General features: G+C 72.0%; 23 protein-coding genes and 3 tRNA genes. 11 read left to right on the top strand and 15 right to left on the bottom strand.

All coding sequences use genetic code 11. The features are described from left to right. Positions 1-124: 124 nt before the first annotated feature. Positions 125-799: a 2-phospho-L-lactate guanylyltransferase gene (gene cofC, locus BMW99_RS16295; RefSeq protein WP_069464205.1), complete on the top strand. Its 675-nt coding sequence runs from the start codon at positions 125-127 to the stop codon at positions 797-799. On the opposite strand, the gene BMW99_RS16290 is transcribed toward cofC, so the two are convergent. The 5 genes from BMW99_RS16290 to leuC all read right to left on the bottom strand — a co-directional run bounded on the left by BMW99_RS16290 (position 778) and on the right by leuC (position 4,354). Next, the gene (locus tag BMW99_RS16290) at positions 778-1,008 is read right to left on the bottom strand and encodes a hypothetical protein (RefSeq protein WP_069464206.1); all 231 of its coding nucleotides are present in this window, start codon (positions 1,006-1,008) and stop codon (positions 778-780) included. The two genes, cofC and BMW99_RS16290, sit on opposite strands and share 22 nt — an antisense overlap. A gap of 172 nt (positions 1,009-1,180) precedes the next feature. Continuing rightward, positions 1,181-1,780 carry an HU family DNA-binding protein gene (locus BMW99_RS16285; protein ID WP_069464207.1) on the bottom strand — a complete coding sequence of 200 codons (600 nt, stop codon included), beginning with the start codon at positions 1,778-1,780 and terminating at the stop codon, positions 1,181-1,183. Positions 1,781-1,913: 133 nt separating this feature from the next. Next, a complete protein-coding gene (locus tag BMW99_RS16280) occupies positions 1,914-2,138 on the bottom strand; it encodes an SCO5555 family protein (protein WP_069464208.1) in 225 nt (74 codons plus the stop codon). 192 nt (positions 2,139-2,330) lie between these two features. After that, on the bottom strand, positions 2,331-2,924 hold the full coding sequence (leuD, locus tag BMW99_RS16275; RefSeq protein ID WP_069464209.1) for a 3-isopropylmalate dehydratase small subunit: 594 nt from the start codon (positions 2,922-2,924) through the stop codon (positions 2,331-2,333). Positions 2,925-2,929: 5 nt separating this feature from the next. Then, the gene (gene leuC, locus BMW99_RS16270) at positions 2,930-4,354 is read right to left on the bottom strand and encodes a 3-isopropylmalate dehydratase large subunit (protein WP_069464210.1); all 1,425 of its coding nucleotides are present in this window, start codon (positions 4,352-4,354) and stop codon (positions 2,930-2,932) included. Between the two features lie 137 nt (positions 4,355-4,491). On the opposite strand from leuC, the gene ndgR reads away from it, so the two are divergent. Then, positions 4,492-5,208, top strand: coding sequence for an IclR family transcriptional regulator NdgR (gene ndgR, locus BMW99_RS16265; protein ID WP_069464211.1), 717 nt, complete (start codon positions 4,492-4,494; stop codon positions 5,206-5,208). Between the two features lie 70 nt (positions 5,209-5,278). Here ndgR and BMW99_RS16260 read toward each other — a convergent pair whose 3' ends face one another. Further along, entirely contained in the window at positions 5,279-5,872 is a 594-nt protein-coding gene (locus BMW99_RS16260) for a DUF4188 domain-containing protein (protein ID WP_079138525.1), read from the bottom strand. A gap of 70 nt (positions 5,873-5,942) precedes the next feature. Here BMW99_RS16260 and BMW99_RS16255 point away from each other — a divergent pair, with 70 nt between their 5' ends. Beyond that, on the top strand, positions 5,943-6,587 hold the full coding sequence (locus BMW99_RS16255; RefSeq protein WP_069464213.1) for a MerR family transcriptional regulator: 645 nt from the start codon (positions 5,943-5,945) through the stop codon (positions 6,585-6,587). A 46-nt stretch (positions 6,588-6,633) separates the two neighbouring features. Here the strand turns inward: BMW99_RS16255 and BMW99_RS16250 are convergent. The 7 genes from BMW99_RS16250 to BMW99_RS16220 all read right to left on the bottom strand — a co-directional run bounded on the left by BMW99_RS16250 (position 6,634) and on the right by BMW99_RS16220 (position 10,343). Continuing rightward, positions 6,634-6,706: transfer RNA gene (locus BMW99_RS16250), tRNA-Glu, on the bottom strand. Between the two features lie 64 nt (positions 6,707-6,770). Further along, positions 6,771-6,843: transfer RNA gene (locus BMW99_RS16245), tRNA-Glu, on the bottom strand. A gap of 18 nt (positions 6,844-6,861) precedes the next feature. Continuing rightward, positions 6,862-6,933, bottom strand: a tRNA-Gln gene (locus BMW99_RS16240). A gap of 84 nt (positions 6,934-7,017) precedes the next feature. Then, on the bottom strand, positions 7,018-7,737 hold the full coding sequence (locus BMW99_RS16235) for an HAD family hydrolase (RefSeq protein ID WP_069464214.1): 720 nt from the start codon (positions 7,735-7,737) through the stop codon (positions 7,018-7,020). A 41-nt stretch (positions 7,738-7,778) separates the two neighbouring features. Continuing rightward, positions 7,779-9,275, bottom strand: a complete 1,497-nt coding sequence (gltX, locus tag BMW99_RS16230) for a glutamate--tRNA ligase (RefSeq protein ID WP_069464215.1) — start codon at positions 9,273-9,275, stop codon at positions 7,779-7,781. Next, positions 9,268-10,068: a fumarylacetoacetate hydrolase family protein gene (locus tag BMW99_RS16225; protein WP_069464216.1), complete on the bottom strand. Its 801-nt coding sequence runs from the start codon at positions 10,066-10,068 to the stop codon at positions 9,268-9,270. The genes gltX and BMW99_RS16225 overlap by 8 nt, the downstream gene beginning before the upstream one ends. A gap of 65 nt (positions 10,069-10,133) precedes the next feature. Then, a complete protein-coding gene (locus BMW99_RS16220; RefSeq protein WP_069464217.1) occupies positions 10,134-10,343 on the bottom strand; it encodes a hypothetical protein in 210 nt (69 codons plus the stop codon). 818 nt (positions 10,344-11,161) lie between these two features. Between BMW99_RS16220 and BMW99_RS16215 the strand changes: the two genes are divergently transcribed. The 8 genes from BMW99_RS16215 to BMW99_RS16180 all read left to right on the top strand — a co-directional run bounded on the left by BMW99_RS16215 (position 11,162) and on the right by BMW99_RS16180 (position 21,779). Beyond that, positions 11,162-15,046, top strand: a complete 3,885-nt coding sequence (locus BMW99_RS16215; protein WP_245791490.1) for a sensor histidine kinase — start codon at positions 11,162-11,164, stop codon at positions 15,044-15,046. A 9-nt stretch (positions 15,047-15,055) separates the two neighbouring features. Next, a complete protein-coding gene (locus BMW99_RS16210) occupies positions 15,056-15,469 on the top strand; it encodes a roadblock/LC7 domain-containing protein (protein WP_075017028.1) in 414 nt (137 codons plus the stop codon). Positions 15,470-15,552: 83 nt separating this feature from the next. After that, on the top strand, positions 15,553-15,960 hold the full coding sequence (locus tag BMW99_RS16205; protein ID WP_037913670.1) for a DUF742 domain-containing protein: 408 nt from the start codon (positions 15,553-15,555) through the stop codon (positions 15,958-15,960). A 34-nt stretch (positions 15,961-15,994) separates the two neighbouring features. Next, positions 15,995-16,546, top strand: a complete 552-nt coding sequence (locus tag BMW99_RS16200) for a GTP-binding protein (RefSeq protein ID WP_069464931.1) — start codon at positions 15,995-15,997, stop codon at positions 16,544-16,546. 496 nt (positions 16,547-17,042) lie between these two features. After that, on the top strand, positions 17,043-20,168 hold the full coding sequence (locus BMW99_RS16195) for a sensor histidine kinase (protein WP_245791489.1): 3,126 nt from the start codon (positions 17,043-17,045) through the stop codon (positions 20,166-20,168). Positions 20,169-20,177: 9 nt separating this feature from the next. Further along, positions 20,178-20,591, top strand: coding sequence for a roadblock/LC7 domain-containing protein (locus BMW99_RS16190; protein ID WP_308012268.1), 414 nt, complete (start codon positions 20,178-20,180; stop codon positions 20,589-20,591). Positions 20,592-20,665: 74 nt separating this feature from the next. Beyond that, positions 20,666-21,220: a DUF742 domain-containing protein gene (locus BMW99_RS16185; protein WP_069464928.1), complete on the top strand. Its 555-nt coding sequence runs from the start codon at positions 20,666-20,668 to the stop codon at positions 21,218-21,220. Beyond that, entirely contained in the window at positions 21,201-21,779 is a 579-nt protein-coding gene (locus BMW99_RS16180) for a GTP-binding protein (protein ID WP_069464927.1), read from the top strand. The genes BMW99_RS16185 and BMW99_RS16180 overlap by 20 nt, the downstream gene beginning before the upstream one ends. A 112-nt stretch (positions 21,780-21,891) precedes the next feature. Here BMW99_RS16180 and BMW99_RS16175 read toward each other — a convergent pair whose 3' ends face one another. Together BMW99_RS16175 and BMW99_RS16170 are read right to left on the bottom strand one after the other, a co-directional pair. Continuing rightward, positions 21,892-22,092 carry an acyl-CoA carboxylase epsilon subunit gene (locus BMW99_RS16175; protein ID WP_069464926.1) on the bottom strand — a complete coding sequence of 67 codons (201 nt, stop codon included), beginning with the start codon at positions 22,090-22,092 and terminating at the stop codon, positions 21,892-21,894. 18 nt (positions 22,093-22,110) lie between these two features. Continuing rightward, positions 22,111-22,426: carboxyl transferase domain-containing protein (locus BMW99_RS16170; protein WP_322900203.1), on the bottom strand; the 316-nt coding region annotated here is incomplete at its 5' end.

The raw sequence follows: 22,426 nt of genomic DNA, 5'->3' as shown, positions 1-22,426 counted from the left end.
AACGCCAGGAGTCGGCGGGGTGGGGGGCACCTCTGGCACCGTTCGGGCACAGCACGGTGACAATAGTCGCGTGCAGGGCGTGCAGCGGATTCGAGCGGAACAGCGTGAACCACGTGATCAGCGGGTGGACGCGGCGGCGGCGCGGGGCGGCGGCTGGTCGCTGGTGGTGCCGTTGAAGCCGCTGGCCCTGGCCAAGAGCAGGCTCGCCGACGCGGCGGGCGCGGCCCGGCCCGCGCTGGCCCTGGCGTTCGCCCTGGACACGGTGGCGGCGGCGCTGGCCTGCCCGCTGGTGGCGGACGTCACGGTGGTCACCGACGACACGACGGCCGGCGCGCGGCTCGCGGAGCTCGGGGCGTTCGTGGTCGCGGACGTCCCGGCGGCCGGTCTGAACGCGGCGCTGCGGTACGGGGCGCAGCGGGTGCGGGAGCGCGGTGCGGCGGGCGTCGCGGCGCTGAACGGCGATCTGCCGGCGTTGCGGCCCGCCGAGCTGTCCCTGGTGCTGGCGGCGGCCGCGGAGGCGCCGGAGCGGGCGTTCCTGGCCGACGCCGCGGGTGTCGGCACGACGTTGCTGGCGGCCGGGCCGGGCACCGAGCTGGCGCCGGGTTTCGGCGGTGCCTCGCGGGCCCGTCATCTGGCGTCGGGGGCCTGTGAGATCACGCTGTCCGGCGTGCCGTCGGTGCGGCGGGACGTGGACACCCCTGACGACCTGCGGGCGGCGCTCGCGCTGGGCGTCGGGCCGCGGACGGCGGCGACCTGCGCCGCGTACGCGGCGGCCGGTCAGGCGCCGGGGCCCGAGTAGGTGTCGGGGTAGGTCTGCAACGTCACGAAGACGACCCGGCGGGTCTCGCCGGCGCCTTCGGTGCGGATGCGCACCCGCTGTCCGACGCGCAGCAGCAGCAACCCGCCCGCGTCGAACGCCTCGGCGTCGAACGGCAGCGGCGTCCCGTCGTCCAGCAGCACGCTGCCGGCCCTGGTCGCGGGATCGAAGGTGTACGCGGTCGCCTGCATGCCCCAAGCCTAGGGCCTGTCCGGGACGCGCCCTCCCCGGGCGGCAGGACGGCGGGAGGAGCGGCGGCGGACCGCGCGGCGGCGCGAGGTGCGGCGGCAGAACAACGGGCCGGGCTCCCAGATCTGGGGGCCCGGCCCGTGCACGGGGTGCCGGTGGTTCGGTGTCCGGCTATCACCTGGCGGCGGCGCGCTTGCGGGTGGCGCGCTTGGCCGGGGCCTTCTTGGCGGTGGCCTTCTTGGCCGGGGCCTTCTTGGCGGCGGCCTTCTTCGCCGTCGCCTTCTTCGCCGTGGTCTTCTTCGCCGTGGTCTTCTTCGCGGCGGTGGTCTTCTTCGCCGTGGTCTTCTTGGCGGTGGTCTTCTTCGCGGCGGCGGTCTTGGCGGTGGCCTTCTTCGCCGCGGCCTTCTTGGTGGTGGTCCGGGCGGTGGTCGAGGGGCCGCCGCTCAGGCTGCCCTTGGGGGCCTTCTTGACGGAGACCTCGCCGCCGCGCGGAAGCTTCTTCGCGCCGCTGACCAGGTCCTTGAAGCCCTGGCCCGCGCGGAACCGCGGCACGGAGGTCTTCTTGACCCTGACCCGCTCCCCGGTCTGGGGGTTGCGGGCGTAGCGGGCGGGACGATCGACCTTCTCGAACGAGCCGAACCCGGTGACCGAGACCCGGTCGCCGCCGACCACCGCGCGGACGATCGCGTCGAGAACCGCGTCAACCGCGTCGCCGGCGGCCTGGCGGCCGCCGACCTTGTCCGCAATCGCTTCTACGAGCTGCGCCTTGTTCACGTCTTCCCCTTCGGAAACTTGCCCGGCGAATGAGTGCGGGCTGATTTCGCACGCTAGGCGGATATATACCGCAAATCAAATACGAAACGGGCGAATCACCCTTGTGCCGCAACGAACTCGGGGCTCTCGACGATCAGCGATCAGGGATTCCGAGCTCGTCCAACTCAGCCGTCAACGCGTCCAGACGCCGTGCCGCGTCGGCGAGATCGTGCTTCGCCACGGCGGTCACCGCGAGCAACCGCCGACTCAACTCCCGCCTGGTCTCATCAGGGACTTCGGGATTCGCAACGCGTGTGTGCGCCTGCTTCAGACGCGCGGCCACCACCCCGTAGAGGTGGAGTTGGCCGTCACGTCCCATGCGTCGATTGTGCCATCCGCGGCGAGTTGTCGGGAGCGACAGGGCCAACCGGGTGCTCCCTTGCTCCTCTGGTTGCCGGTTGGCCGGTCCTCTGGTTGGGGCGTCCGCGGAACGCCGAAGCGCCCCCCGCCGGGACCGTGCACGGAGGCACGGACGGCGAGGGGCGCTTCGGAGAGTGACCGCGGAGGGCGGTCAGACCTGCACGGTGCTGGGCTTGTAGGACGGCCGGCGGGCCTCGTAGGCGGCGATGTCCGCCTCGTTGCCGAGGGTCAGGCTGATGTCGTCCAGCCCTTCCAGCAGCCGCCAGCGGGCGTTGTCGTCGAGTTCGAAGGGCGCCGTGACGCCTTCGGCGCGGACCTCGCGGGCCACCAGGTCGACGGTGACCTCGGTCGTGGGATCGGCCTCGACGAGCTTCCACAGCGCCTCGACGGTCTCCTGCGGCAGGACCACCGTCAGGAGCCCGTTCTTCAGCGAGTTGCCGCGGAAGATGTCGGCGTACCGGGACGAGATCACGGCCTTGAAGCCGTAGTTCTGCAGCGCCCACACGGCGTGCTCGCGGGACGAGCCGGTGCCGAAGTCGGGCCCGGCGACCAGGACCGTGGCGCCCTTGTACTCCGGGGCGTTGAGGACGAACGACGGGTCCTTGCGCCAGGCCTCGAACAGCCCGTCCTCGAACCCGTTGCGGGTGACCTTCTTCAGCCAGTGCGCGGGGATGATCTGGTCGGTGTCGACGTTGCCGCGGCGCAGCGGGACGGCCCGGCCGGTGTGCGTGGTGAAGGCTTCCATGGTGCTCAGACCTCCGCGGGAGCAGGGACGTCGGACAGGTCGGCGGGCGACGCGAGCCGGCCGGCCACGGCGGTTGCGGCGGCCACCTGGGGCGACACCAGGTGGGTGCGGCCGCCCTTGCCCTGCCGTCCTTCGAAGTTGCGGTTCGAGGTCGACGCGGAGCGCTCGCCGGGGGCGAGTTGGTCCGGGTTCATACCCAGGCACATCGAGCAACCCGCGTGCCGCCATTCGGCGCCGGCCGCGGTGAACACCTGGTCCAGGCCCTCCTCCACGGCCTGCAGCGCGACGCGTACCGAGCCGGGCACGACCAGCATCCGGACGCCGTCGGCGACCTTGCGGCCCTCGACGACGGACGCGGCGGCACGCAGGTCCTCGATCCGGCCGTTGGTGCAGGAGCCGACGAACACCGTGTCCACCGCGACCTCGCGCAGCGGCTGCCCGGCGCTCAGGCCCATGTACTCCAGCGCCTTCTCCGCGGCCAGCCGGTCACTGGGGTCCGCGAAGGAGGCGGGGTCCGGCACGGACGCGCTCAGCGGCGCTCCCTGGCCGGGGTTGGTGCCCCAGGTGACGAACGGCGCCAGCTCCGCGGCGTCGATGCGCACCTCGTGGTCGAACACGGCGTCCTCGTCGGTGCGCAGCGTCTTCCAGTACGCGACGGCGGCGTCCCAGTCCTCGCCCGTGGGCGCGTGGACGCGGCCCTCCAGGTAGTCGAACGTGGTGCGGTCGGGGGCGATCATGCCGGCCCGCGCGCCCGCCTCGATCGACATGTTGCACACGGTCATCCGCGCTTCCATCGACAGCTTCTCGATGGCGGTGCCGCGGTACTCGATGACGTAGCCCTGGCCGCCACCGGTGCCGATGCGGGCGATGACGGCGAGGATCAGGTCCTTGGCCGTGACGCCGTCGGGCAGTTCGCCGTCGACGGTGACCGCCATGGTCCGGAACGGGGCCATCGGCAGCGTCTGGGTGGCCAGCACGTGCTCGACCTGCGAGGTGCCGATGCCGAACGCCAGCGCGCCGAACGCGCCGTGGGTGGAGGTGTGCGAGTCGCCGCAGACCACGGTGGTGCCGGGCTGGGTCAGTCCCAGCTGCGGTCCCACGACGTGGACGACGCCCTGCTCGATGTCGCCCAGCGGGTGCAGCCGGACCCCGAACTCCGCGCAGTTCTTGCGCAGGGTCTCCAGCTGGGTGCGCGAGACCGGGTCGGCGATGGGCTTGTCGATGTCGAGGGTCGGGGTGTTGTGGTCCTCGGTGGCGATGGTGAGGTCGGTGCGGCGGACCACCCGCCCGTTCATCCGCAGCCCGTCGAACGCCTGGGGGCTGGTCACCTCATGGAGCAGGTGAAGATCGATGAAGAGCAGATCGGGCTCGCCTTCGGCGCGGCGGACGACATGGTCGTCCCAGACTTTCTCCGCGAGTGTCCTACCCATCGCTGTCCCTCCGGCCCGCGCCCTCGCGGGCTGCTCGGTGTGTGTGCGGCGCATGGTGCTGCGCTGAAGACCCAGCCTGACGCGTTCTCGGGAAAATTGAACTTGCGTTTCATACTCTGAGACGCGAGTATCGTTGCATGGACAACACTAGCGGCGTCGGCGTTCTCGACAAGGCGGCTCTGGTGCTCAGCGCGCTGGAGTCCGGCCCGGCCACCCTGGCCGGGCTCGTGGGCGCCACGGGTCTCGCCCGCCCCACTGCACACCGCCTGGCGGTGGCCCTCGAACACCATCGCATGGTCGCCCGCGACATGCAGGGGCGCTTCATCCTGGGCCCGCGCCTGGCGGAGCTGGCCGCGGCGGCCGGCGAGGACCGGCTGCTGGCCACCGCGGGACCGGTGCTGACCCACCTGCGGGACATCACCGGGGAGAGCGCGCAGCTCTACCGGCGCCAGGGCGACATGCGCATCTGCGTGGCCGCCGCGGAGCGGCTGTCCGGACTGCGGGACACCGTGCCGGTGGGGTCCACGCTGCCGATGAAGGCCGGCTCGGCCGCCCAGGTGCTGATGGCCTGGGAGGAGCCGGAGCGGCTGCACCGCGGGCTGCAGGGGGCGCGGTTCACCGCGACCGCGCTGTCCGGCGTGCGGCGCCGCGGCTGGTCCCAGTCGATCGGCGAGCGCGAGCCGGGCGTGGCCTCGGTGTCGGCGCCGGTCCGCGGCCCGTCCAACCGCGTGGTGGCGGCCGTCTCGGTATCCGGACCGATCGAGCGGCTGACCCGGCACCCGGGCCGGATGCACGCGCAGGCCGTGATCGACGCGGCCGGCCGGCTGAGCGAGGCGCTGCGCCGCAACGGCTGAGGCCGCGGCCGGCCCGGTGCGCTCCGGGCCGGCCCCTGTCCGGTCGGGCGGGCGCCGCCCGCGTGCGGCGCTACTCCGCGCTCCGCGACGGCCCTTCCGCAGGAGCCTGCTCCTTCTCCCCCGCCGCCGGGGCCCCTTCCGCCGCGTCGCGCGCCGGCCGCGGCACTCCGCGGGCGAACCGCTCGCGCCCGGTGTCCCCGTGCGCCCCGAGCGGCACCGCGCCGTGCGCCTCGGCGAGTCCGAACGGCGGCATGCCGAAGTAGATCGACTCGTAGGACCCGGCGGGCACGACATAGGTCTCGTGCCAGATCCCGACAGCCGAACCGCCCTTCCTCGCATGCCGGTTGAACGCCGCCCAGGCCGGGCGGTGCAGCTTGCCGCTGTCGGACGCGTAGGCGTAGAGCTTCTCCTCGGACTCCCAGTACTGCACGACGTAGTAGGTGCGCGGCGAGCCGGTGAGCAGCACGTGGGCCAGCAGTCCCGAGCCCTTGTCACGGGACAGTTCGCGCAGCATCCGCGGCATCGCGGTGAAGACCGGCAGCCACCGGTGCGGTGCCGTCAGGCGGTTGACCCGCATCCCGATCAGGAAGACCACCACGTCACCTTCGGCGCCGGCGGTCGTGCGCTCGCGCGCGGGCTTGGTACCCCTCACGGTTCCCCCCATCTTGGATAGCGTCGCTATCCATTGCGTCGTGCTTGGATAGTGCCACTCTCCAAAGGGTGGTGCAAGCGGTATGCGGCTGGCAGAACTGAGCGAGCGCAGCGGGGTCTCCACGGCCACGATCAAGTACTACCTGCGCGAGGGCCTGCTCGCGCCGGGACACCGCGTGAGCGCCACGCAGGCCGACTACGACGACGCGCACCTGCGCCGCCTGCGGCTGATCAGGGCCCTGATCCAGATCGGCCGGGTCCCGGTCGCCACCGCCCGCCAGGTGCTCGCCCACGTCGACGACGAGTCGCTCGGCCAGACCATCCGGCTGGGCGCCGCCCTGTGGGAGATGCCGCACGAGCCCGAGCCCGACGAGAGCGACCCGGAGACGGCCGTGGTCCGCGCCGAGGTGGACCGGCTGCTGGAGCGCCTCGGCTGGAGCACCGCCCGCGAGCTGGGCACCCTCTCCCCCAACCACCGGGTCCTGACGGCCACCATGGTCCGGCTGAAGCACCTGGGCTATCCGGTGGACGCGGACACCCTGCTGCCCTACGCGCAGGAGCTCGGCCGCCTCGCCGTGCTCGATCTGGACCGGCTGGAGGAGTGGCCGACACCGGGCGAGAAGGTCGAGGCCGCGGTCGCCGGCGCGGTGCTCTTCGAACCGGTCCTGCTGAGTCTGCGGCGACTCGCCCAGGAGGAGGAGTCCGCCCGCCGGTTCGGTCTGGAGTGAGGACGGCAAAGCCCGCCGCTCGATGAGCGACGGGCTTCGGCTTCTGTACCCCCGACCGGATTCGAACCGGCGCTACCGCCTTGAGAGGGCGGCGTGCTAGGCCGCTACACAACGGGGGCCCTTGGCGATCCTCGCGTCGTCCAGGCCGGGTGCGACCCGACGGGGACGGAATGAAAGGATCAGTACCCCCGACCGGATTCGAACCGGCGCTACTGCCTTGAGAGGGCAGCGTGCTAGGCCGCTACACAACGGGGGCGTGCACTGAGAAGTGCTGCTGGGGTACCAGGACTCGAACCTAGACTAACTGAACCAGAATCAGTCGTGCTGCCAATTACACCATACCCCACCAAAACTCAACCCCCCGTGGGGGGCTTTGTTCGGTGTGCGCTCCGGCCCGGGCTTTGCCCTCTCCGGCGGCGCAGGAAGAACATTACCCGACGCGGGGCACCGCTCCAAAACGAGTATCCCCACGCAGGACCGCGGGCAGTTCCGACAGCTCCGCGATGCGCGTCAGGTCGGGCCGCCCGCCGCTGCCGCGGCGGTCCAGCCAGATGCCGAACAGCCCCGCGTCCGCGGCCCCGCGGGCGTCGATGTCCGGCTCGTTGCCGACGTAGGCGACCTCCTCCGGCGGCAGTCCCAGGGACGCGCAGGCGGCGTGGAAGGCGGCCGCCTCGGGCTTGGAGACACCGAGTTCCGCCGCGCACAGCAGCACCTCGAACCGGTCGCGCACGCCCAGCGTCCGCAGCTTGCGGTCCTGGTGGACGAACGCGGAGTTGGAGAGCACCGCGTGCCGGTACTCCCCCGCCAGCGCGTCCAGCGCCGGCACGGCGTCCGGGAACAGGGACCAGGCGGCCTCGTAGTGGACCACGTGGCGCCCGAACCAGGCGTCGGCCTCCTCGTCGCTCAGCGCGGCGCGCAGGAAGTCCCTGACGCGGTCCCTGCGCTGGCCCTGGAAGTCGCACGCGCCCGCCGCGAAGCGGGCCCAGTGCCGCTCGGTCAGCTCCTCCCACAGCCCGAGAGCCTGCTCGACGCTGGTGCAGCCGTCGGGCAGGCCCTCGTGGTCCAGATGGTTCCGCATGCCGATGCGGTCGGCAGTTCCGTAGTCGAACAGCGTGTCGTCGATGTCCCAGAGCACCGCCCGGATCGCCATGCGGCCCAGGCTAGGCCCTGCGGGACACGTTCGGGCAGGCTCTAATCCGCCAGGCGGGCCAGGGCCGCGTCGATCCGGGCCAGGACGCGGTCGCGGCCGAGGACCTGGAGGGACTCGAACAGCGGCAGGCCGACGGTGCGTCCGGTGACGGCGACGCGGACCGGCGCCTGCGCCTTGCCGAGCTTGAGGCCGTGGGCCTCGCCGGCGGCCAGCACCGCGTCCTTGAGCGCCTCGGGCGCCGTCCAGTCGGCCGCCTCCAGGCGGGCGCGCGCGGTGCGCAGCAGGTCCGCGGAGCCCTCCTTCATCGCCTTGGCCCACGAGGCCTCGTCGTGCACCGGCTCGGCCAGGAACAGGAAGTCGACGTTGTCGGTGATGTCGGAGAGGACGGTGAGCCGGGTCTGCGCGTACGGGGCGATGGCCTGCCAGGCGGCCTCGTCGAACGCCTCGGGCGCCCACGGCGCGTAGGGCGCGCGCAGCCACGGCTCGCAGGCGTCGGCGAACGCCTTGGGGTCCAGCCGCCGGATGTGGTCGGCGTTGATCGCCTCGGCCTTCTTCAGGTCGAAGCGGGCCGGGTTGGCGTTGACGCCGTCGATGTCGAACCGCTCGACCATCTCCGCGACGGTGAACACGTCCTGGTCGGCCGAGTACGACCAGCCCAGCAGCGAGAGGTAGTTGAGCAGGCCCTCGGGCAGGAAGCCGCGCTCGCGGTACAGGTTGAGCGAGGACTCCGGGTCGCGCTTGGACAGCTTCTTGTTGCCCTCGCCCATCACGTACGGCAGGTGCCCGAACTCCGGGACGGCCTGGGCCACACCGAGTTCCGTCAGCGCCTCGTAGAGGGCGATCTGCCGCGGGGTGGAGGACAGCAGGTCCTCGCCGCGCAGCACGTGGGTGATGCCCATCAGCGCGTCGTCGACCGGGTTGACGAGCGTGTACAGCGGCGCGCCGCTGGCCCGGACGATGCCGAAGTCCGGCACGTTCTCCGGGGTGAAGGTCAGCTCGCCGCGGACCAGGTCGGTGAAGGTGATGGTCCGGTCGGGCATCCGGAAGCGCACGATCGAGGGGCGGCCCTCGGCCTGGTAGGCGGCCACCTGCTCGGCGGTCAGCGCGCGGCACCGGCCGTCGTAGCCCGAGGGGCGGCCGGCCGCGCGGGCCTCGGCCCGGCGCTCCTCCAGCTCCTCGTTGGTGCAGTAGCAGTCGTAGGCGTGGCCGGCCTCCTTCAGGCGGCGGGCCACGTCGGCGTAGATGTCCATCCGCTCGGACTGGCGGTAGGGCGCGTGCGGGCCGCCGACCTCGGGGCCCTCGTCCCAGTCCAGGCCGAGCCAGCGCAGCGAGTCCAGCAGCTGGAGGTAGGACTCCTCGGAGTCGCGGGCCGCGTCGGTGTCCTCGATGCGGAACACCAGGGTGCCCTGGTGGTGCCGGGCGAAGGCCCAGTTGAAGAGGGCGGTGCGGACCAGGCCCACGTGGGGGTTGCCGGTCGGCGAGGGGCAGAACCGGACGCGGACGCCGGAGGTGCCGGGGTTCAGGGGAGCGCTAGCCACGCGAGATCACCTTGTTGGTGAGAGTGCCGATGCCTTCGATGGTGACGGCGACCTCGTCACCGGGGTGGAGCGGGCCGACGCCGGCCGGGGTGCCGGTGAGCAGCACGTCACCGGGCAGCAGCGTCATGGCCTCGGTGATGTTGACGATCAGGTCCTCGATGGAGTTGATCATCTGGTTGGTGCGGCCGGCCTGCCGCAGCTCGCCGTTGACGGTCGCGGTGACGGCGAGGTCGGACGCGGCGGCCAGGTCCAGACCGGTCTCGATCCAGGGGCCCAGCGGGCAGGAGGAGTCGAAGCCCTTGGCCCTGGCCCACTGCTTCTCGGTCTGCTGGGTGTCGCGCGCGGTGACGTCGTTGGCGCAGGTGAAGCCCAGGATCACGTCCTTGACCCGCTCGCGCGGCACCTCGCGGCACAACCGGCCGATGACCACGGCCAGTTCGGCCTCGTGGTGGACCTCCTGGGAGAACGGCGGGTAGACGATCGGGTCGCCCGGGCCGATCACCGAGGTCGAGGGCTTGAAGAAGGCCCAGGGCGCGGTCGGCACCTCGTGGCCGAGTTCCGCCGCGTGGGCCGCGTAGTTGCGGCCGATGGCGACGACCTTGCTGGGCAGGACCGGCGGCAGCAGCCGCACCTTGTCCAGCGGCACCTTCGTACCGGACAGTTCGAAGTCCGCGAAGGGCACGCCCTTGATGACGTCGACGACGAGCCCCTCGGTACTGCCGGGCGTGGAGGGCTCGCCCTCCACCGCCCCGAAGGCGACGTTGCCGTCGATGGAGAACCTGGCGATGCGCATGGGTTCAGCCTAGCTGGCTGCCGCAGCACCGCCGACCCGCGCATCGCCGCAGGTCACAGGTGGGTTCAGGGGGCCACAGGAGCCTTGGGCAGCTCGGTGAGTACGGTACGGCGGGGGTTGGCGGTGCTGGCCGGCAGCTCGCCCGCAACGTCACCGAGGCCGGCCGTGATCTCCGCCCGCTCCGTGACCGTGCCCAGCTCGCTCACGTCCTTGAGGTGCGCGAGGGTGGTGCGCCGGGGGTTGGCGATCTGGCGGAACATCATCGTGGTCTTCATCTGGCCGTCGGGACCTCGGGTGTCGGGCGCCGTGCGCGGCGCGTGCGGTGGACAGGCTGCGGGTGGGCAGACTGGGTGCGGCAGGTCCGCCGGACCGGAAGGACCGGGCGGACCGGGCGGCGGACCGGTTGACAGACCGCCGTTTCTGTAAAGCACCAGGCTAGGCCGCGCATTCCCCCGCGCGAACGGGGCCAGTCGCCTGACGGGTTGTGATTTTGCTCACGAAGTGAGTCACGGATCGGCCATTTCCGGCAAATTCCCGCCAGGGGCAAACCGGGGATTCCGGGCACCACGGGAGGTTGCCCCCACGTCCGGCAGGAGCCGCGCACCGGGAAGGCCCAGCCCAGCACCAGGGGCGGTGTCCGGAATCAGCCGGTATCACCGAATCGATGATCGACACAGCGTGCATGGCCCGATGCGTCGAGTGACGCATTCCAACAGGTCGGCTACGGGCCTTGTTGGGAGATCCAGCACTGTGCTGGAATTCCCCGGACCGCCGCATCACGACGAGCCGGCGCGCAGGGGGCGCGTAGGGGTAACGAGCGGCGGTGAAGGGCGAGCAGGCCATCTCGTGACCCGGGGCGGCCTGACGGCCCCCATGACTCGACACCGTCCCTTCCGCGTGACTGCGGGGGACGCCTGGTCCAGAGGTTGCGACGCTAGTGCAGGGACGTTTCAAGAGGGACAGCGGCGCTGCGGGTGACCCGGAGCAGCAGCCCGGTGGGACCGCGAGCGGTTCCACGCAAGCTGCGGCCGACTCCGGAACCGCCACGCCGGGGACCGCTGCGGCCCCCGGACGTACGAGCACGCCCAGCGGCATGGAGGCGGCGGGCCGGATCACCGGCCTGGACGGGAAGCCCGGCCCCCGAATAGCCATGCGCAACTGGCGCATCAGCACCAGACTCGTCTCCCTGCTCGCCCTGCCGGTGGTCACCGCCGGCGCGCTCGGCGGTCTGAGCATCAAGAGCTCGCTGGACAACATCAACCAGCTCGAGCGCATGAAGACGCTGACCGACATCACCGAGCACGCGACCGACCTGGCCGCCGCGCTCCAGGAGGAGCGGGACAGCTCGGCCGGCCCGCTGGCGTCGGGCCAGACCAACAACGACGCGATCGCCGCCTCCCGTGAGACGACCGACCGGGAGCTGTCGCTCTACAAGAACGCGACCGACGACGTCCAGGCCACCGACTCCGTCTACCGCGGTGTCCGGGCCAACCTGGTGTCGATCGGCACGCAGCTCAGCGACCTCAAGCAGATCCGCACCCAGGCGTACACCGAGAAGTCGGGCATCGCCCAGACCGTCTCCCAGTACGACGGCCTGATCACCTCGCTGCTGTCGCTGTCGCAGGACATGGCGCAGGCGACCAACAACCACGAGATGATCCAGGCGACCCGCGCCCTGGCCGCGTTCTCGTCGGCCAAGGAGTACGAGTCGATCCAGCGCGCGGTCATCAGCGCCGCGTTCGCCACGGGCGGCACGCTCAGCTCGAACGACTACCAGACCGTCTACTGGTCGCACTCGGACGAGAACACCGAGCTCGACCGCTTCCAGGGGATCTACGGCGACCAGCAGAGCCAGGAGCTGCTCGCCCCGATCTACGGCGGCAACGACACCATCACCGAGCACAACGCGGTGCTGGACCGGATCTTCCGCTCGCAGGCCGGTATCGAGAAGGTCCGGATGTCGTACCCGGACTGGGACGACGCGGCCAAGACCAAGATCCAGGCCATGAACCAGATCGAGCGCTCGCTGCTGAACGAGATGCAGCAGAAGGCGCTCCAGCTGCAGAACGAGGCCAAGCAGTCCGCGCTGATCTCCGGCGCGATCATCCTGCTCGTCCTCGGCGTGGCCGTCGTCGGCGCCTTCGTCGTCGCCCGCTCGATGGTGCGCTCGCTGCGCCGGCTGCAGCAGACCGCCCAGGACGTCGCCCAGAAGCGGCTGCCCGAGCTGGTCAAGCAGCTGTCCGAGTCCGACCCGCAGGACGTCGACACCTCGGTCGAGTCGATCGGCATCAACAGCCGCGACGAGATCGGCCAGGTGGCCCGCGCGTTCGACGAGGTCCACAGCGAGGCGGTCCGGCTGGCCTCCGAGCAGGCGCTGCTGCGAGGCAACGTCAACGCGATGTTCACCAACCTCTCGCGCCGCAGCCAGGGCCTCATCCAGCGCCAGCTGTCGCTGATCTCCGAACTGGAGTCCCGCGAGGCCGACCCGGACCAGCTGTCCTCGCTGTTCAAGCTCGACCACCTCGCGACCCGCATGCGCCGCAACGGCGAGAACCTGCTGGTCCTCGCCGGTGAGGAGCCGGGCCGCCGGTGGACCCGCCCGGTCCCGCTGGTCGACGTGCTCCGCGCCGCCGCGTCCGAGGTGGAGCAGTACGAGCGGATCGAGCTGACCTCCGTGCCCACGGCCGAGGTCACCGGCCGCATCGTCAACGACCTCGTCCACCTCCTCGCCGAGCTGCTGGAGAACGCCACCTCGTTCTCCTCGCCGCAGACGAAGGTGCGGGTCACCGGTCACTCGCTGCCCGACGGCCGCGTGCTGATCGAGATCCACGACACCGGCATCGGCCTGTCCCCCGAGGACCTGGCCGACATCAACGAGCGCCTGGCGGCCCCGCCGACGGTGGACGTCTCCGTCTCCCGCCGCATGGGCCTGTTCGTGGTCGGCCGCCTGTCCCTGCGACACGGCATCCGCATCCAGCTCCGCCCGTCGGACTCCGGCGGCACCACCGCGCTGGTCATGCTCCCGGTCGACGTCACGCAGGGCGGCGCCAACCAGAAGGGCGCCCCGGGCGCCCGTCCGGCCGCCGCTCCGGCGGGCCAGGCCGCCACCGGCCTCGCCGGTGCCTTCGGCAACACCCCGCGGGTGGGCCAGGCTCCGCAGCGCGAGCAGGTGGGCCGCGGCGCGCAGCGTCCGGCCATCGGCGCGGGCGCCGGCGGTCCCGGTGCCCCGGCCGGTCCCGGCAACGGACAGCAGGGCGGCGGACCGCGCTGGGCGGCGCAGGACAACGCGCAGGGCGGCTTCCCCGACGACCGCGGCCAGGACACCCCGCGCGGCCACGAGGAGGTCGACGCGGGGGCGTTCGACGCCTTCGACGAGACCGGCCACGGCCAGCGCACCGACTTCCCGGCCCACGGCCGTCCCGGCGGCCCCGGCGACCTGTTCGGCGCCCAGCAGGGCCCGCAGGGCGGCCACCAGCAGCCGAACCACCCTGGACAGCCCGGACAGCCCGGCCACCCCGGACAGCCCGCGGCGAACGGCATGGGCGGCCGTCCCGGCGGCCCGCAGGGCGGCGGCTTCCCGCCCCCGCAGCCGCAGAGCACCGGCCCCGGCGGCTTCCGCTCCGACGTCTTCGGCGGCCGGCCGGGCCCGTCGCCGCGCCAGGGCCAGGGCGGCCCGGGCGACACCGGCCAGTACCCGGTCCCGCAGGGCCCGCAGGGCGGTCCCGGCGACACCGCGCAGTTCCCGCCGGTCCGTGACGACGACTTCGCGCCGACCGGCCAGCACGGCCAGTACCCGCCGCAGGGCGGCGGCCCGCGTGGACCGCAGGGCCCGCAGGGCCCGCAGGGCGGCGGCTGGGCGCAGGGCGGCCAGGGCATGCACGGCAACGGCCCCCAGGACCCGTACGGCACCGGGCAGTTCCCGGTACAGCAGGGCCCGGGGCAGGGCGGCCACAACGGCCAGCCCGGCCCGTACGGTCAGGGCGGTCCCGGCGACACCGCGCAGATCCCGGCGATCAGGGCCGAGGAGACCGGGCAGTTCCCGGCGCAGCAGGGCGGCCGTCCCGGTGGTCTGCCGCACCGCGGCCACCGCGGCCCGCAGGGCACCCCGGGCTGGACCCCGAACGGCCAGGAGAGCCCCCAGGACCCGTACGCCAACGGCACCCAGCGGCTTCCCGACCTCGGGAACCAGGACCAGTACGGCACCGGCTCGCACCGCCTGCCCGACCTCGGCGGCCAGGGCACCGGCGCGTACCCGGCGCCGCCCCAGCCGCAGGCCCCCGTACAGCCCCAGGCCCCGATGCAGCAGCCGGCGCCGCAGCGCCACGCGCCCGCGTCGCGCCAGGAGCAGCAACTGCCGCCGGCCGCCGAGCCGATGGCGCTGCCGCCGGCCCCGACCCGCGGGGACGAGCCGACGCCGATCTTCTCCTCGATCGAGTCGGACTGGTTCCGCACCGGCCAGGCCGAGCGGATGCAGCAGATCCACGTCGAGCCCGGAACCCCGGGCGCTCCGGGCGCGCGTGGCCAGCAGGCCCCGCCGTCGCGCCCGGTCGGCCGCACCGCGCCTCCGCAGCGCCCGGTGCACAACGACCGTCCCGCGCCCGGCACCCCGGGCCGTACGACGGGCCCGCAGCCGTCCGTGCAGGCGCCGAACGCGCCGGTGGCACAGCCGCTGCCGCGGGAGACGCCGAACTGGCGCAGCTCACCCAACGACGCACTGCGCCAGCGGGCGGAGCAGATCAGGGAACCCTCGGCCGGCGGGGTCACGCCGTCCGGACTGCCGCGCCGCGTCCCCAGGGCGAACCTGGTGGCCGGCGGGGCGCAGCAACAGCAGACGGCGACGGACGGACCGCAGATCTCGCGTTCCCCCGACGACGTGCGCGGACGTCTGACCAACCTCCGCAGGGGTATCCAGCAAGGCCGGCAGGCCGGCGGCGGCACCGACGGCCGTGGCTTCGGCACGAACCACCAGGAGCGCTAGTTGAGTGCGATGAGCCAGGCGGCACAGAACCTGAACTGGTTGATCACCAACTTCGTGGACAACACCCCCGGGGTGTCCCACACGGTGGTGGTCTCCGCCGACGGCCTGCTGCTCGCGATGTCCGACGGATTCCCCCGCGACCGCGCAGACCAGCTCGCAGCCGTCGCCTCCGGCCTGACCTCCCTCACGTCCGGAGCATCCCGCATCTTCGAGGGCGGCACCGTCAACCAGACCGTCGTGGAGATGGAACGCGGCTTCCTCTTCATCATGTCCGTCTCCGACGGCTCCTGCCTCGCCGTACTCGCCCACCCCGAGTGCGACATCGGCCTCGTCGGCTACGAAATGGCCCTGCTCGTCGACCGGGCAGGCGCCGTACTCACCCCGGACCTCCGCGCGGAGCTCCAGGGCAGCCTCATGCACTGACCGACCCGGCACCTGCCCGAGTCACCCGCACGTTCCCGTAATTCCGCACCAGCGATAGCACTGCCCGGACACGGAGGACCCTCATGACCCCGCCACCCGCCTCGCCGGGCCCGTACGGCGCGTCCCACCACGCGCCGTACGGGGTGGAAGGCGACCAGCCGCTGGTGCGGCCCTACGCCATGACCGGTGGACGTACCCGGCCCCGCTACCAGCTCGCCATCGAGGCCCTGGTCAGCACGACTGCGGACCCGGCCCAGTACGCGGGACTCCTCCCGGAACACCAGCGGATCTGCCACCTGACGCGAGAGATCAAGTCGGTGGCGGAGATCTCCGCCCTGCTGGCCATTCCGCTCGGCGTGGCCCGGATCCTCGTGGCCGACCTGGCCGAGGCCGGCATGGTGGCGATCCACCAGCCAGGCAGCGGCGAGGCAGGCGGCCAGCCTGACGTGACACTGCTTGAGAGGGTGCTCAGTGGACTTCGGAAGCTCTAGGCCGCAACCGCAGCAGGCGTACGGTGCGCCGCAGATGCGGTCCACGACCTCGGCGAAGATCGTGGTCGCGGGCGGCTTCGGTGTGGGCAAGACCACGTTCGTCGGTGCCGTGTCGGAGATCAACCCGCTGCGGACCGAGGCCGTGATGACCGCCGCCTCGGCGGGGATCGACGACCTCAGCCACGTCAAGGACAAGACCACCACCACGGTGGCCATGGACTTCGGCCGCATCACGCTCGACGACGACCTGATCCTCTACCTGTTCGGCACGCCCGGCCAGGACCGGTTCTGGTTCATGTGGGACGACCTGGTGCGCGGCGCGATCGGCGCCGTGGTGCTGGTGGACACCCGCCGGCTGGCGGACTGCTTCCCGGCCGTGGACTACTTCGAGAACAGCGGCCTGCCGTTCGTGATCGCCCTCAACGGCTTCGACGGCCACCAGCCGTACCGGCCGGAGGAGGTGCGCGAGGCCCTGCAGATCGGCCCCGAGGCGCCGATCATCGTCACCGACGCCCGGCACCGGGCGGAGGCGAAGAGCGCGCTCATCACCCTCGTCGAGCACGCGCTGCTGGCCCGGCTGAAGTAGGCTGTGACAGAAGCTGGTTGACGGATGAACAACTGAGACCGGCTCAGCGCAACGTCAGGACAACGGGGGCCCGCGGTGTCGTGCGACACGCGGGTCCCCGTCTTCATAACGTTTCGGGTGAGTTTCGGCACGCGGTGAACACAGCCCGCACTCGATCAGTGTCACCACGTCGACGTCGGTCACGCGGATTGCCCCCGCCATGGGCTTATGCCGGTTTTATCCCCGCCGTTCCGCCGCCGGATTCTCCCTGCCGGACGTTTGGCGCGTACCCCGATGACGTGCTGGAATTCGCAGAACCCGAGAGTAGGAACGGCCGTCGTCGTTGCGCCGTCGCCGAGAGGTTGTTGGTCCAGTGAGGAACACCAGGCGAGTAGAAGCGGGTACCCCACAGGGCCCGCGGGGGAACTTCACGCCGCCGGAGCGACCGGGGAGCTCTCCTTCGTCGCCGGCCGCCGCCGAGGCTCCCGCACTGCCCGATCCGGGCGGCCGGTTCAGCATGCGCAACTGGCGGGTGGCCACCCGCCTCAACGCGATCCTCCTCATCCCCGTGCTCGTCGCCCTCGTCTTCGGCGGTTTCCGGGTGAAGAGCTCGGTCGACACCTGGCAGCAGGCCGACGACGCCGTGCGGACCGCCAACCTGGTGCGGGCCGCGGCGACCTACAGCAACGCGATCGAGGACGAGCGGGACGTCTCGGTGGTTCCGCTGCTCGCCGGCAAGCGCAACGACGCGTCGGTCAGCGCGGCCTACGCGGCCACCGACGCCGCCGCCCGGGCCTTCGACGCGGCCGCCCTGCACATCCCGGACGAGGCCGACCTCAAGCGCCGGATGACCAACTTCCGCACGGTCGAGCCGCAGCTCGCCTCGCTGCGCAAGGCCGCCTTCACACGGCAGCTCTCGGGCGTGCAGACCGAGGAGTGGTACGTCAGGATCCAGCACCCGCTGATGGAGCTGGCCAACGAGCTGGGCTTCGGCACCAGCAACGGCGCCGCCTACGGCCGCACGCTGTACGCCGGGTCGCTGTCCAAGGCCGCCGAGTCGCTGACCCGGTCGATCGGCATGCACATCCTGGTCGGCAAGCCCGCCTCGCCGCAGGAGCTGGCGCTGCAGAAGACGGCCCTGGGCTCGTACCAGTACCTGCAGGGCATCGCGGTCGAGGAGTACGAGGGCGGCGGCACGGCGGCCGACCAGGCCCGGCTGAAGGCCGCGCAGGACCTGGCGGAGAAGAAGGGCCAGACCGGGATCACCGACGCGCAGCAGAAGGCCGCCGACGCCCACGTGCCGTTCGTGGTCCCGCCGGACCTCACCAAGATGGTCGCCGACATCGCCAACCCGCTGCTGACCACCAAGGCGCTGAAGGCCGAGGGCATCACGCCCGAGTCCTACATGGCGGCCTCCACGCTCTCGTTCGACGCCTACCGCTCGGTCGAGGTCGCGCTGGCCGACGAGGCCGCCACCGACGCCGCCGGCATCGCCTCGCACGCCAAGCAGGACGCCCTGATCAACTCCGCGATCGTGGTGATCGCGCTGATCCTCGCCTTCATCGTGGCCGCCATGATGGCCCGCACGATGACCCGCAGCATGCGGCGGCTGCGCTCGGCGGCCTTCGACATCGCCGAGACCCGGCTGCCCAGCCTGGTCGACCAGCTGTCGCGGACCGACCCGGGCCGGGTCGACACCCAGGTCGCGCCGATCCCGATCAACACGCAGGACGAGATCGGCGAGGTCGCCCGCGCCTTCGACCAGGTGCACCGCGAGGCGGTCCGGCTGGCGGCCGAGCAGGCCCTGCTGCGGGGCAACGTCAACGCGATCTTCACCAACCTCTCCCAGCGCAACCAGGGCCTGATCCAGCGGCAGTTGACGCTGATCACCGACCTCGAGAACAACGAGGGCGACCCGGACCAGCTGGAGAACCTCTTCAAGATGGACCACCTCGCGACGCGTATGCGCCGCAACGGCGAGAACCTGCTGGTCCTGGCCGGCGAGGAGCCCGGCCGCCAGTGGAACCAGCCGGTGCCGCTGGTGGACGTGCTGCGCGCGGCCGCCTCCGAGGTGGAGGCGTACGCCCGCATCGAGCTGGTCGGCATCCCGGAGACCGACATCCACGGCAGCGCGGTCACCGACCTGGTGCACCTGCTCGCCGAGCTGCTGGAGAACGCCACGACGTTCTCCTCGCCGCAGACCAAGGTGCGGGTCACCGCGACGCGGCTGCCCGACGGCCGGGTCATGGTCGAGATCCACGACCGCGGCATCGGCCTCACCGCCGAGGACTTCGCGGACATCAACCGCAAGCTCGCCAACCCGCCGACGGTGGACGTCGAGATCGCCAAGCGGATGGGTCTGTTCGTGGTCGGCCGGCTGTCCCAGCGGCACGGCATCCGGGTGCAGTTGCGGCCGTCCGGCGAGCAGGCCGGCACCACCTCGCTCGTGATGCTGCCCGAGCCGATCACGCACGGCGGCGGCGGCGAGGAGTACACGGGCGACGACCAGGACTTCACGGTCTCGCGGATCGTGCCGGAGCACGAGCAGGCGGCCCAGCAGGAGTTCGGCCGCCTCGACCACCGCTCCGCCGCCGAGCTGGGCTTCGACGACTCCCGTTACGAGCAGGGCGGCGCCTCCCAGGACGGTTCGCTGGACCCGGTGGGCCGCTCGCTGCTCCGCGAGGAGCGCCGGGCGCAGCTGGAGGCGGCCGCCGCGGACCGCCGCGACGAGCCGCAGCCGGGCGCCGAGGGCGGCCTGACGGACGACGCGTACGGTGCCGGCGGTGTCGGGGGGGCCGGGTTCGACGGGTCCTTCCCGCAGCAGCAGGGCTACGAGCAGCCGGCCGCGTACGACCAGCAGGCGGGCTACGACCAGCAGCCCGGGTACGCCGGCCAGAACGGCTACCCGGAGCAGAACGGCTACGCCGAGCAGGGTGCGTACGCGGCGCAGGAGGGCTACGCCGCGCCGGGCTACCCGGTCGACGGCCGGGAGCAGAACGGTTTCTTCGAGCAGCCGTACGAGGGGACCCCGTCCTATCGGAACGACGGTTCGAACGGCGGCTACGACCCGCAGGGTTACGAACAGGCCCCTCACCAGGCGGAGTTCTCCGATTACGGGTCCGCCCACGACGACTGGCCCGGAGCCGAAGCCCAGGTAACGGAATCCGCCCCGCCGCTCCCCGAGCAGCCGGAGGAGAGCGTAGTCTCGCCTTCGCTGACGGACGCCGGCCTGCCGCGCCGCGACCGCCGGCCGTCCAACTCACCACAGTCACAGGCCGCTCAGGAGACCCCGGAGCCTCAGCACCAGCCCACCGATCAGCCGGCGGACCCCTCCCAGGGCGACGACGGCTGGCGGTCCACCAACGACGAGCACTGGCAGCGGGCCGAGCAGTCCCGTGAGCCCAAGGCAGGCGGAGTCACCCCCTCCGGCCTGCCACGGCGGGTCCCCCAGGCCAACCTGGTCCCGGGCACCGCGACGCAGACCCCGCAGGGTGGCCCACAGGTCTCCCGCGCACCGGAGGATGTCCGCGGCAGGTTGAGTAATCTGCGACGTGGCGTCCAGCAAGGGCGCACTGCTGGAACTGACACGAACGGACAGGCCACCGACAGCCGATTCGGCGGCCCCCAGAACCAGGAGCGCTAGTTGAGTCCGATGAGCCAGGCGGCACAGAACCTGAACTGGTTGATCACCAACTTCGTGGACAACACCCCCGGGGTGTCCCACACGGTGGTGGTCTCCGCCGACGGCCTGCTGCTCGCGATGTCCGACGGATTCCCCCGCGACCGCGCAGACCAGCTCGCAGCCGTCGCCTCCGGCCTGACCTCCCTCACGTCCGGAGCATCCCGCATCTTCGAGGGCGGCACCGTCAACCAGACCGTCGTGGAGATGGAACGCGGCTTCCTCTTCATCATGTCCGTCTCCGACGGCTCCTCCCTGGCCGTACTCGCCCACCCCGAGTGCGACATCGGCCTCGTCGGCTACGAAATGGCCCTGCTCGTCGACCGAGCGGGCTCCGTACTCACGCCCGATCTGCGGGCCGAACTGCAGGGCAGCCTGCTCAACTAACGCACGGGCGAAGGCGCCGGCCCGGACGCTTCAGCGGGTCCGGCCGGCGCCGCAGCGAACCAGGAGGAGGACTCGTGAGCACGTCCCCCGGCGGAGATCCGTACGGCGGTCAGCATCAGCCGCCTCTGAACCCGTACAACTTCCCCTCGGCGCCCAGTCCGGAGCCGGGGTACCGCCAGCCGCGCGTCCAGCCGTTCGCGCCACCGCAGGCACCGCCGCCGCAGACCGCGCGCGGCGGGCAGGCGGGGGCGCAGGGCGGCTCCGGTGCGGGCGGCCGCTCACGTACCCCCTCGGGCCTGGTGCGCCCGTACGCCATGACCGGCGGCCGGACCCGGCCGCGCTACCAGCTGGCCATCGAAGCGCTGGTCAGCACCACCGCCGAGCCCGATCGGCTGCGCGGGCAGCTGCCCGAGCACCAGCGGATCTGCCTGCTGTGCCGGGAGGTCAAGTCGATCGCGGAGATCTCCGCGCTGCTGACCATCCCGCTCGGTGTGGTGCGGATCCTCGTGGCCGACCTCGCCGAGGCGGGTCTCGTCGCCATCCACCAGCCGGGTGGCGACGCGGCGGCCGGCGGCCAGCCAGACGTGACATTGCTTGAAAGGGTGCTCAGTGGACTTCGGAAGCTCTAGCGGTCCGACCCGCGCCACCACCTCCGCGAAGATCGTGGTGGCGGGCGGATTCGGCGTGGGCAAGACCACGTTCGTCGGTGCCGTGTCGGAGATCAATCCGCTGCGCACGGAAGCCGTGATGACCGCCGCCTCGGCGGGGATCGACGACCTCAGCCACGTCAAGGACAAGACCACCACCACGGTGGCCATGGACTTCGGCCGTATCACGCTGGACGAGGACCTGATCCTCTACCTGTTCGGCACACCCGGCCAGGACCGGTTCTGGTTCATGTGGGACGACCTGGTGCGCGGCGCGATCGGCGCGATCGTGCTGGTCGACACCCGCCGGCTGGCGGACTGCTTCCCCGCCGTGGACTACTTCGAGAACAGCGGCCTGCCGTTCGTGATCGCCCTCAACGGCTTCGACGGCCACCAGCCGTACGCCCCCGAGGAGGTCCGCGAGGCCCTGCAGATCGGCCCCGAGGCGCCGATCATCGTCACCGACGCCCGGCACCGTGCGGAGGCGAAGAGCGCGCTCATCACCCTCGTCGAGCACGCGCTGATGGCCCGGTTGCGCTAGACGGTGTTCCGGGGCGGCCCGCCGATGGCGGGCCGCCCCGGAACACAGCGGAACACAGCGGCAGCGCGAAGGCCCCGCACCGGACGGTGCGGGGCCTTCGTGGCGTTCGGGCTCAGCCCTGCCAGGAGTGCGGGGCGCGGAAGCCCCGGCTGCGCTCCAGGCGGCGCCAGCCCGCGGTGGACCGGGCCGGCGTGGCCGGCTCGGGCTCCCCCGCGGCGGCGCGGGCGAGCAGGATCGCGGTCAGTGCGGCGAGTTCCTCGGGGTCGGCGTGACCCCGCTCGACGCGCACGATGCTCTCGGCGGATGTGGTCAAGGTGGTCTCCAGGGAGAGTTACTGGGGCGGGTTGCCGTGCTTGCGGGACGGCAGGTCGGCGTGCTTGGTCCGCAGCATCGCCAGTGAGCTGATGAGCACCTCGCGGGTCTCGGCGGGGTCGATGACGTCGTCGACCAGGCCGCGTTCGGCCGCGTAGTACGGGTGCATCAGTTCGGCCTTGTACTCCTTGACCATGCTGGCGCGCATGGCCTCGGGGTCGTCGGCCTCGGCGATCTGACGGCGGAAGATCACGTTCGCCGCGCCCTCCGCGCCCATGACGGCGATCTCGTTGGTCGGCCAGGCGTAGGTCAGGTCCGCACCGATGGACTGGCTG

It is taken from the genome of Actinacidiphila rubida, assembly GCF_900110255.1.
In the GTDB taxonomy this organism is placed as follows: domain Bacteria; phylum Actinomycetota; class Actinomycetes; order Streptomycetales; family Streptomycetaceae; genus Actinacidiphila; species Actinacidiphila rubida.
This window is presented reverse-complemented; position numbering and strand designations above follow the sequence as displayed.

Bases quoted from the DNA above. Each gene is read 5' to 3' on its own strand.
- BMW99_RS16290 (WP_069464206.1), bottom strand. From the start codon at position 1,008: ATGCAGGCGACCGCGTACACCTTCGATCCCGCGACCAGGGCCGGCAGC.
- BMW99_RS16280 (WP_069464208.1), bottom strand. From the start codon at position 2,138: ATGGGACGTGACGGCCAACTCCACCTCTACGGGGTGGTGGCCGCGCGT.
- leuD (WP_069464209.1), bottom strand. From the start codon at position 2,924: ATGGAAGCCTTCACCACGCACACCGGCCGGGCCGTCCCGCTGCGCCGC.
- leuC (WP_069464210.1), bottom strand. From the start codon at position 4,354: ATGGGTAGGACACTCGCGGAGAAAGTCTGGGACGACCATGTCGTCCGC.
- ndgR (WP_069464211.1), top strand. From the start codon at position 4,492: ATGGACAACACTAGCGGCGTCGGCGTTCTCGACAAGGCGGCTCTGGTG.
- BMW99_RS16260 (WP_079138525.1), bottom strand. From the start codon at position 5,872: ATGGGGGGAACCGTGAGGGGTACCAAGCCCGCGCGCGAGCGCACGACC.
- BMW99_RS16255 (WP_069464213.1), top strand. From the start codon at position 5,943: ATGCGGCTGGCAGAACTGAGCGAGCGCAGCGGGGTCTCCACGGCCACG.
- BMW99_RS16235 (WP_069464214.1), bottom strand. From the start codon at position 7,737: ATGGCGATCCGGGCGGTGCTCTGGGACATCGACGACACGCTGTTCGAC.
- BMW99_RS16225 (WP_069464216.1), bottom strand. From the start codon at position 10,068: ATGCGCATCGCCAGGTTCTCCATCGACGGCAACGTCGCCTTCGGGGCG.
- BMW99_RS16220 (WP_069464217.1), bottom strand. From the start codon at position 10,343: ATGAAGACCACGATGATGTTCCGCCAGATCGCCAACCCCCGGCGCACC.
- BMW99_RS16215 (WP_245791490.1), top strand. From the start codon at position 11,162: ATGGAGGCGGCGGGCCGGATCACCGGCCTGGACGGGAAGCCCGGCCCC.
- BMW99_RS16210 (WP_075017028.1), top strand. From the start codon at position 15,056: ATGAGCCAGGCGGCACAGAACCTGAACTGGTTGATCACCAACTTCGTG.
- BMW99_RS16205 (WP_037913670.1), top strand. From the start codon at position 15,553: ATGACCCCGCCACCCGCCTCGCCGGGCCCGTACGGCGCGTCCCACCAC.
- BMW99_RS16200 (WP_069464931.1), top strand. From the start codon at position 15,995: ATGCGGTCCACGACCTCGGCGAAGATCGTGGTCGCGGGCGGCTTCGGT.
- BMW99_RS16195 (WP_245791489.1), top strand. From the start codon at position 17,043: ATGCGCAACTGGCGGGTGGCCACCCGCCTCAACGCGATCCTCCTCATC.
- BMW99_RS16190 (WP_308012268.1), top strand. From the start codon at position 20,178: ATGAGCCAGGCGGCACAGAACCTGAACTGGTTGATCACCAACTTCGTG.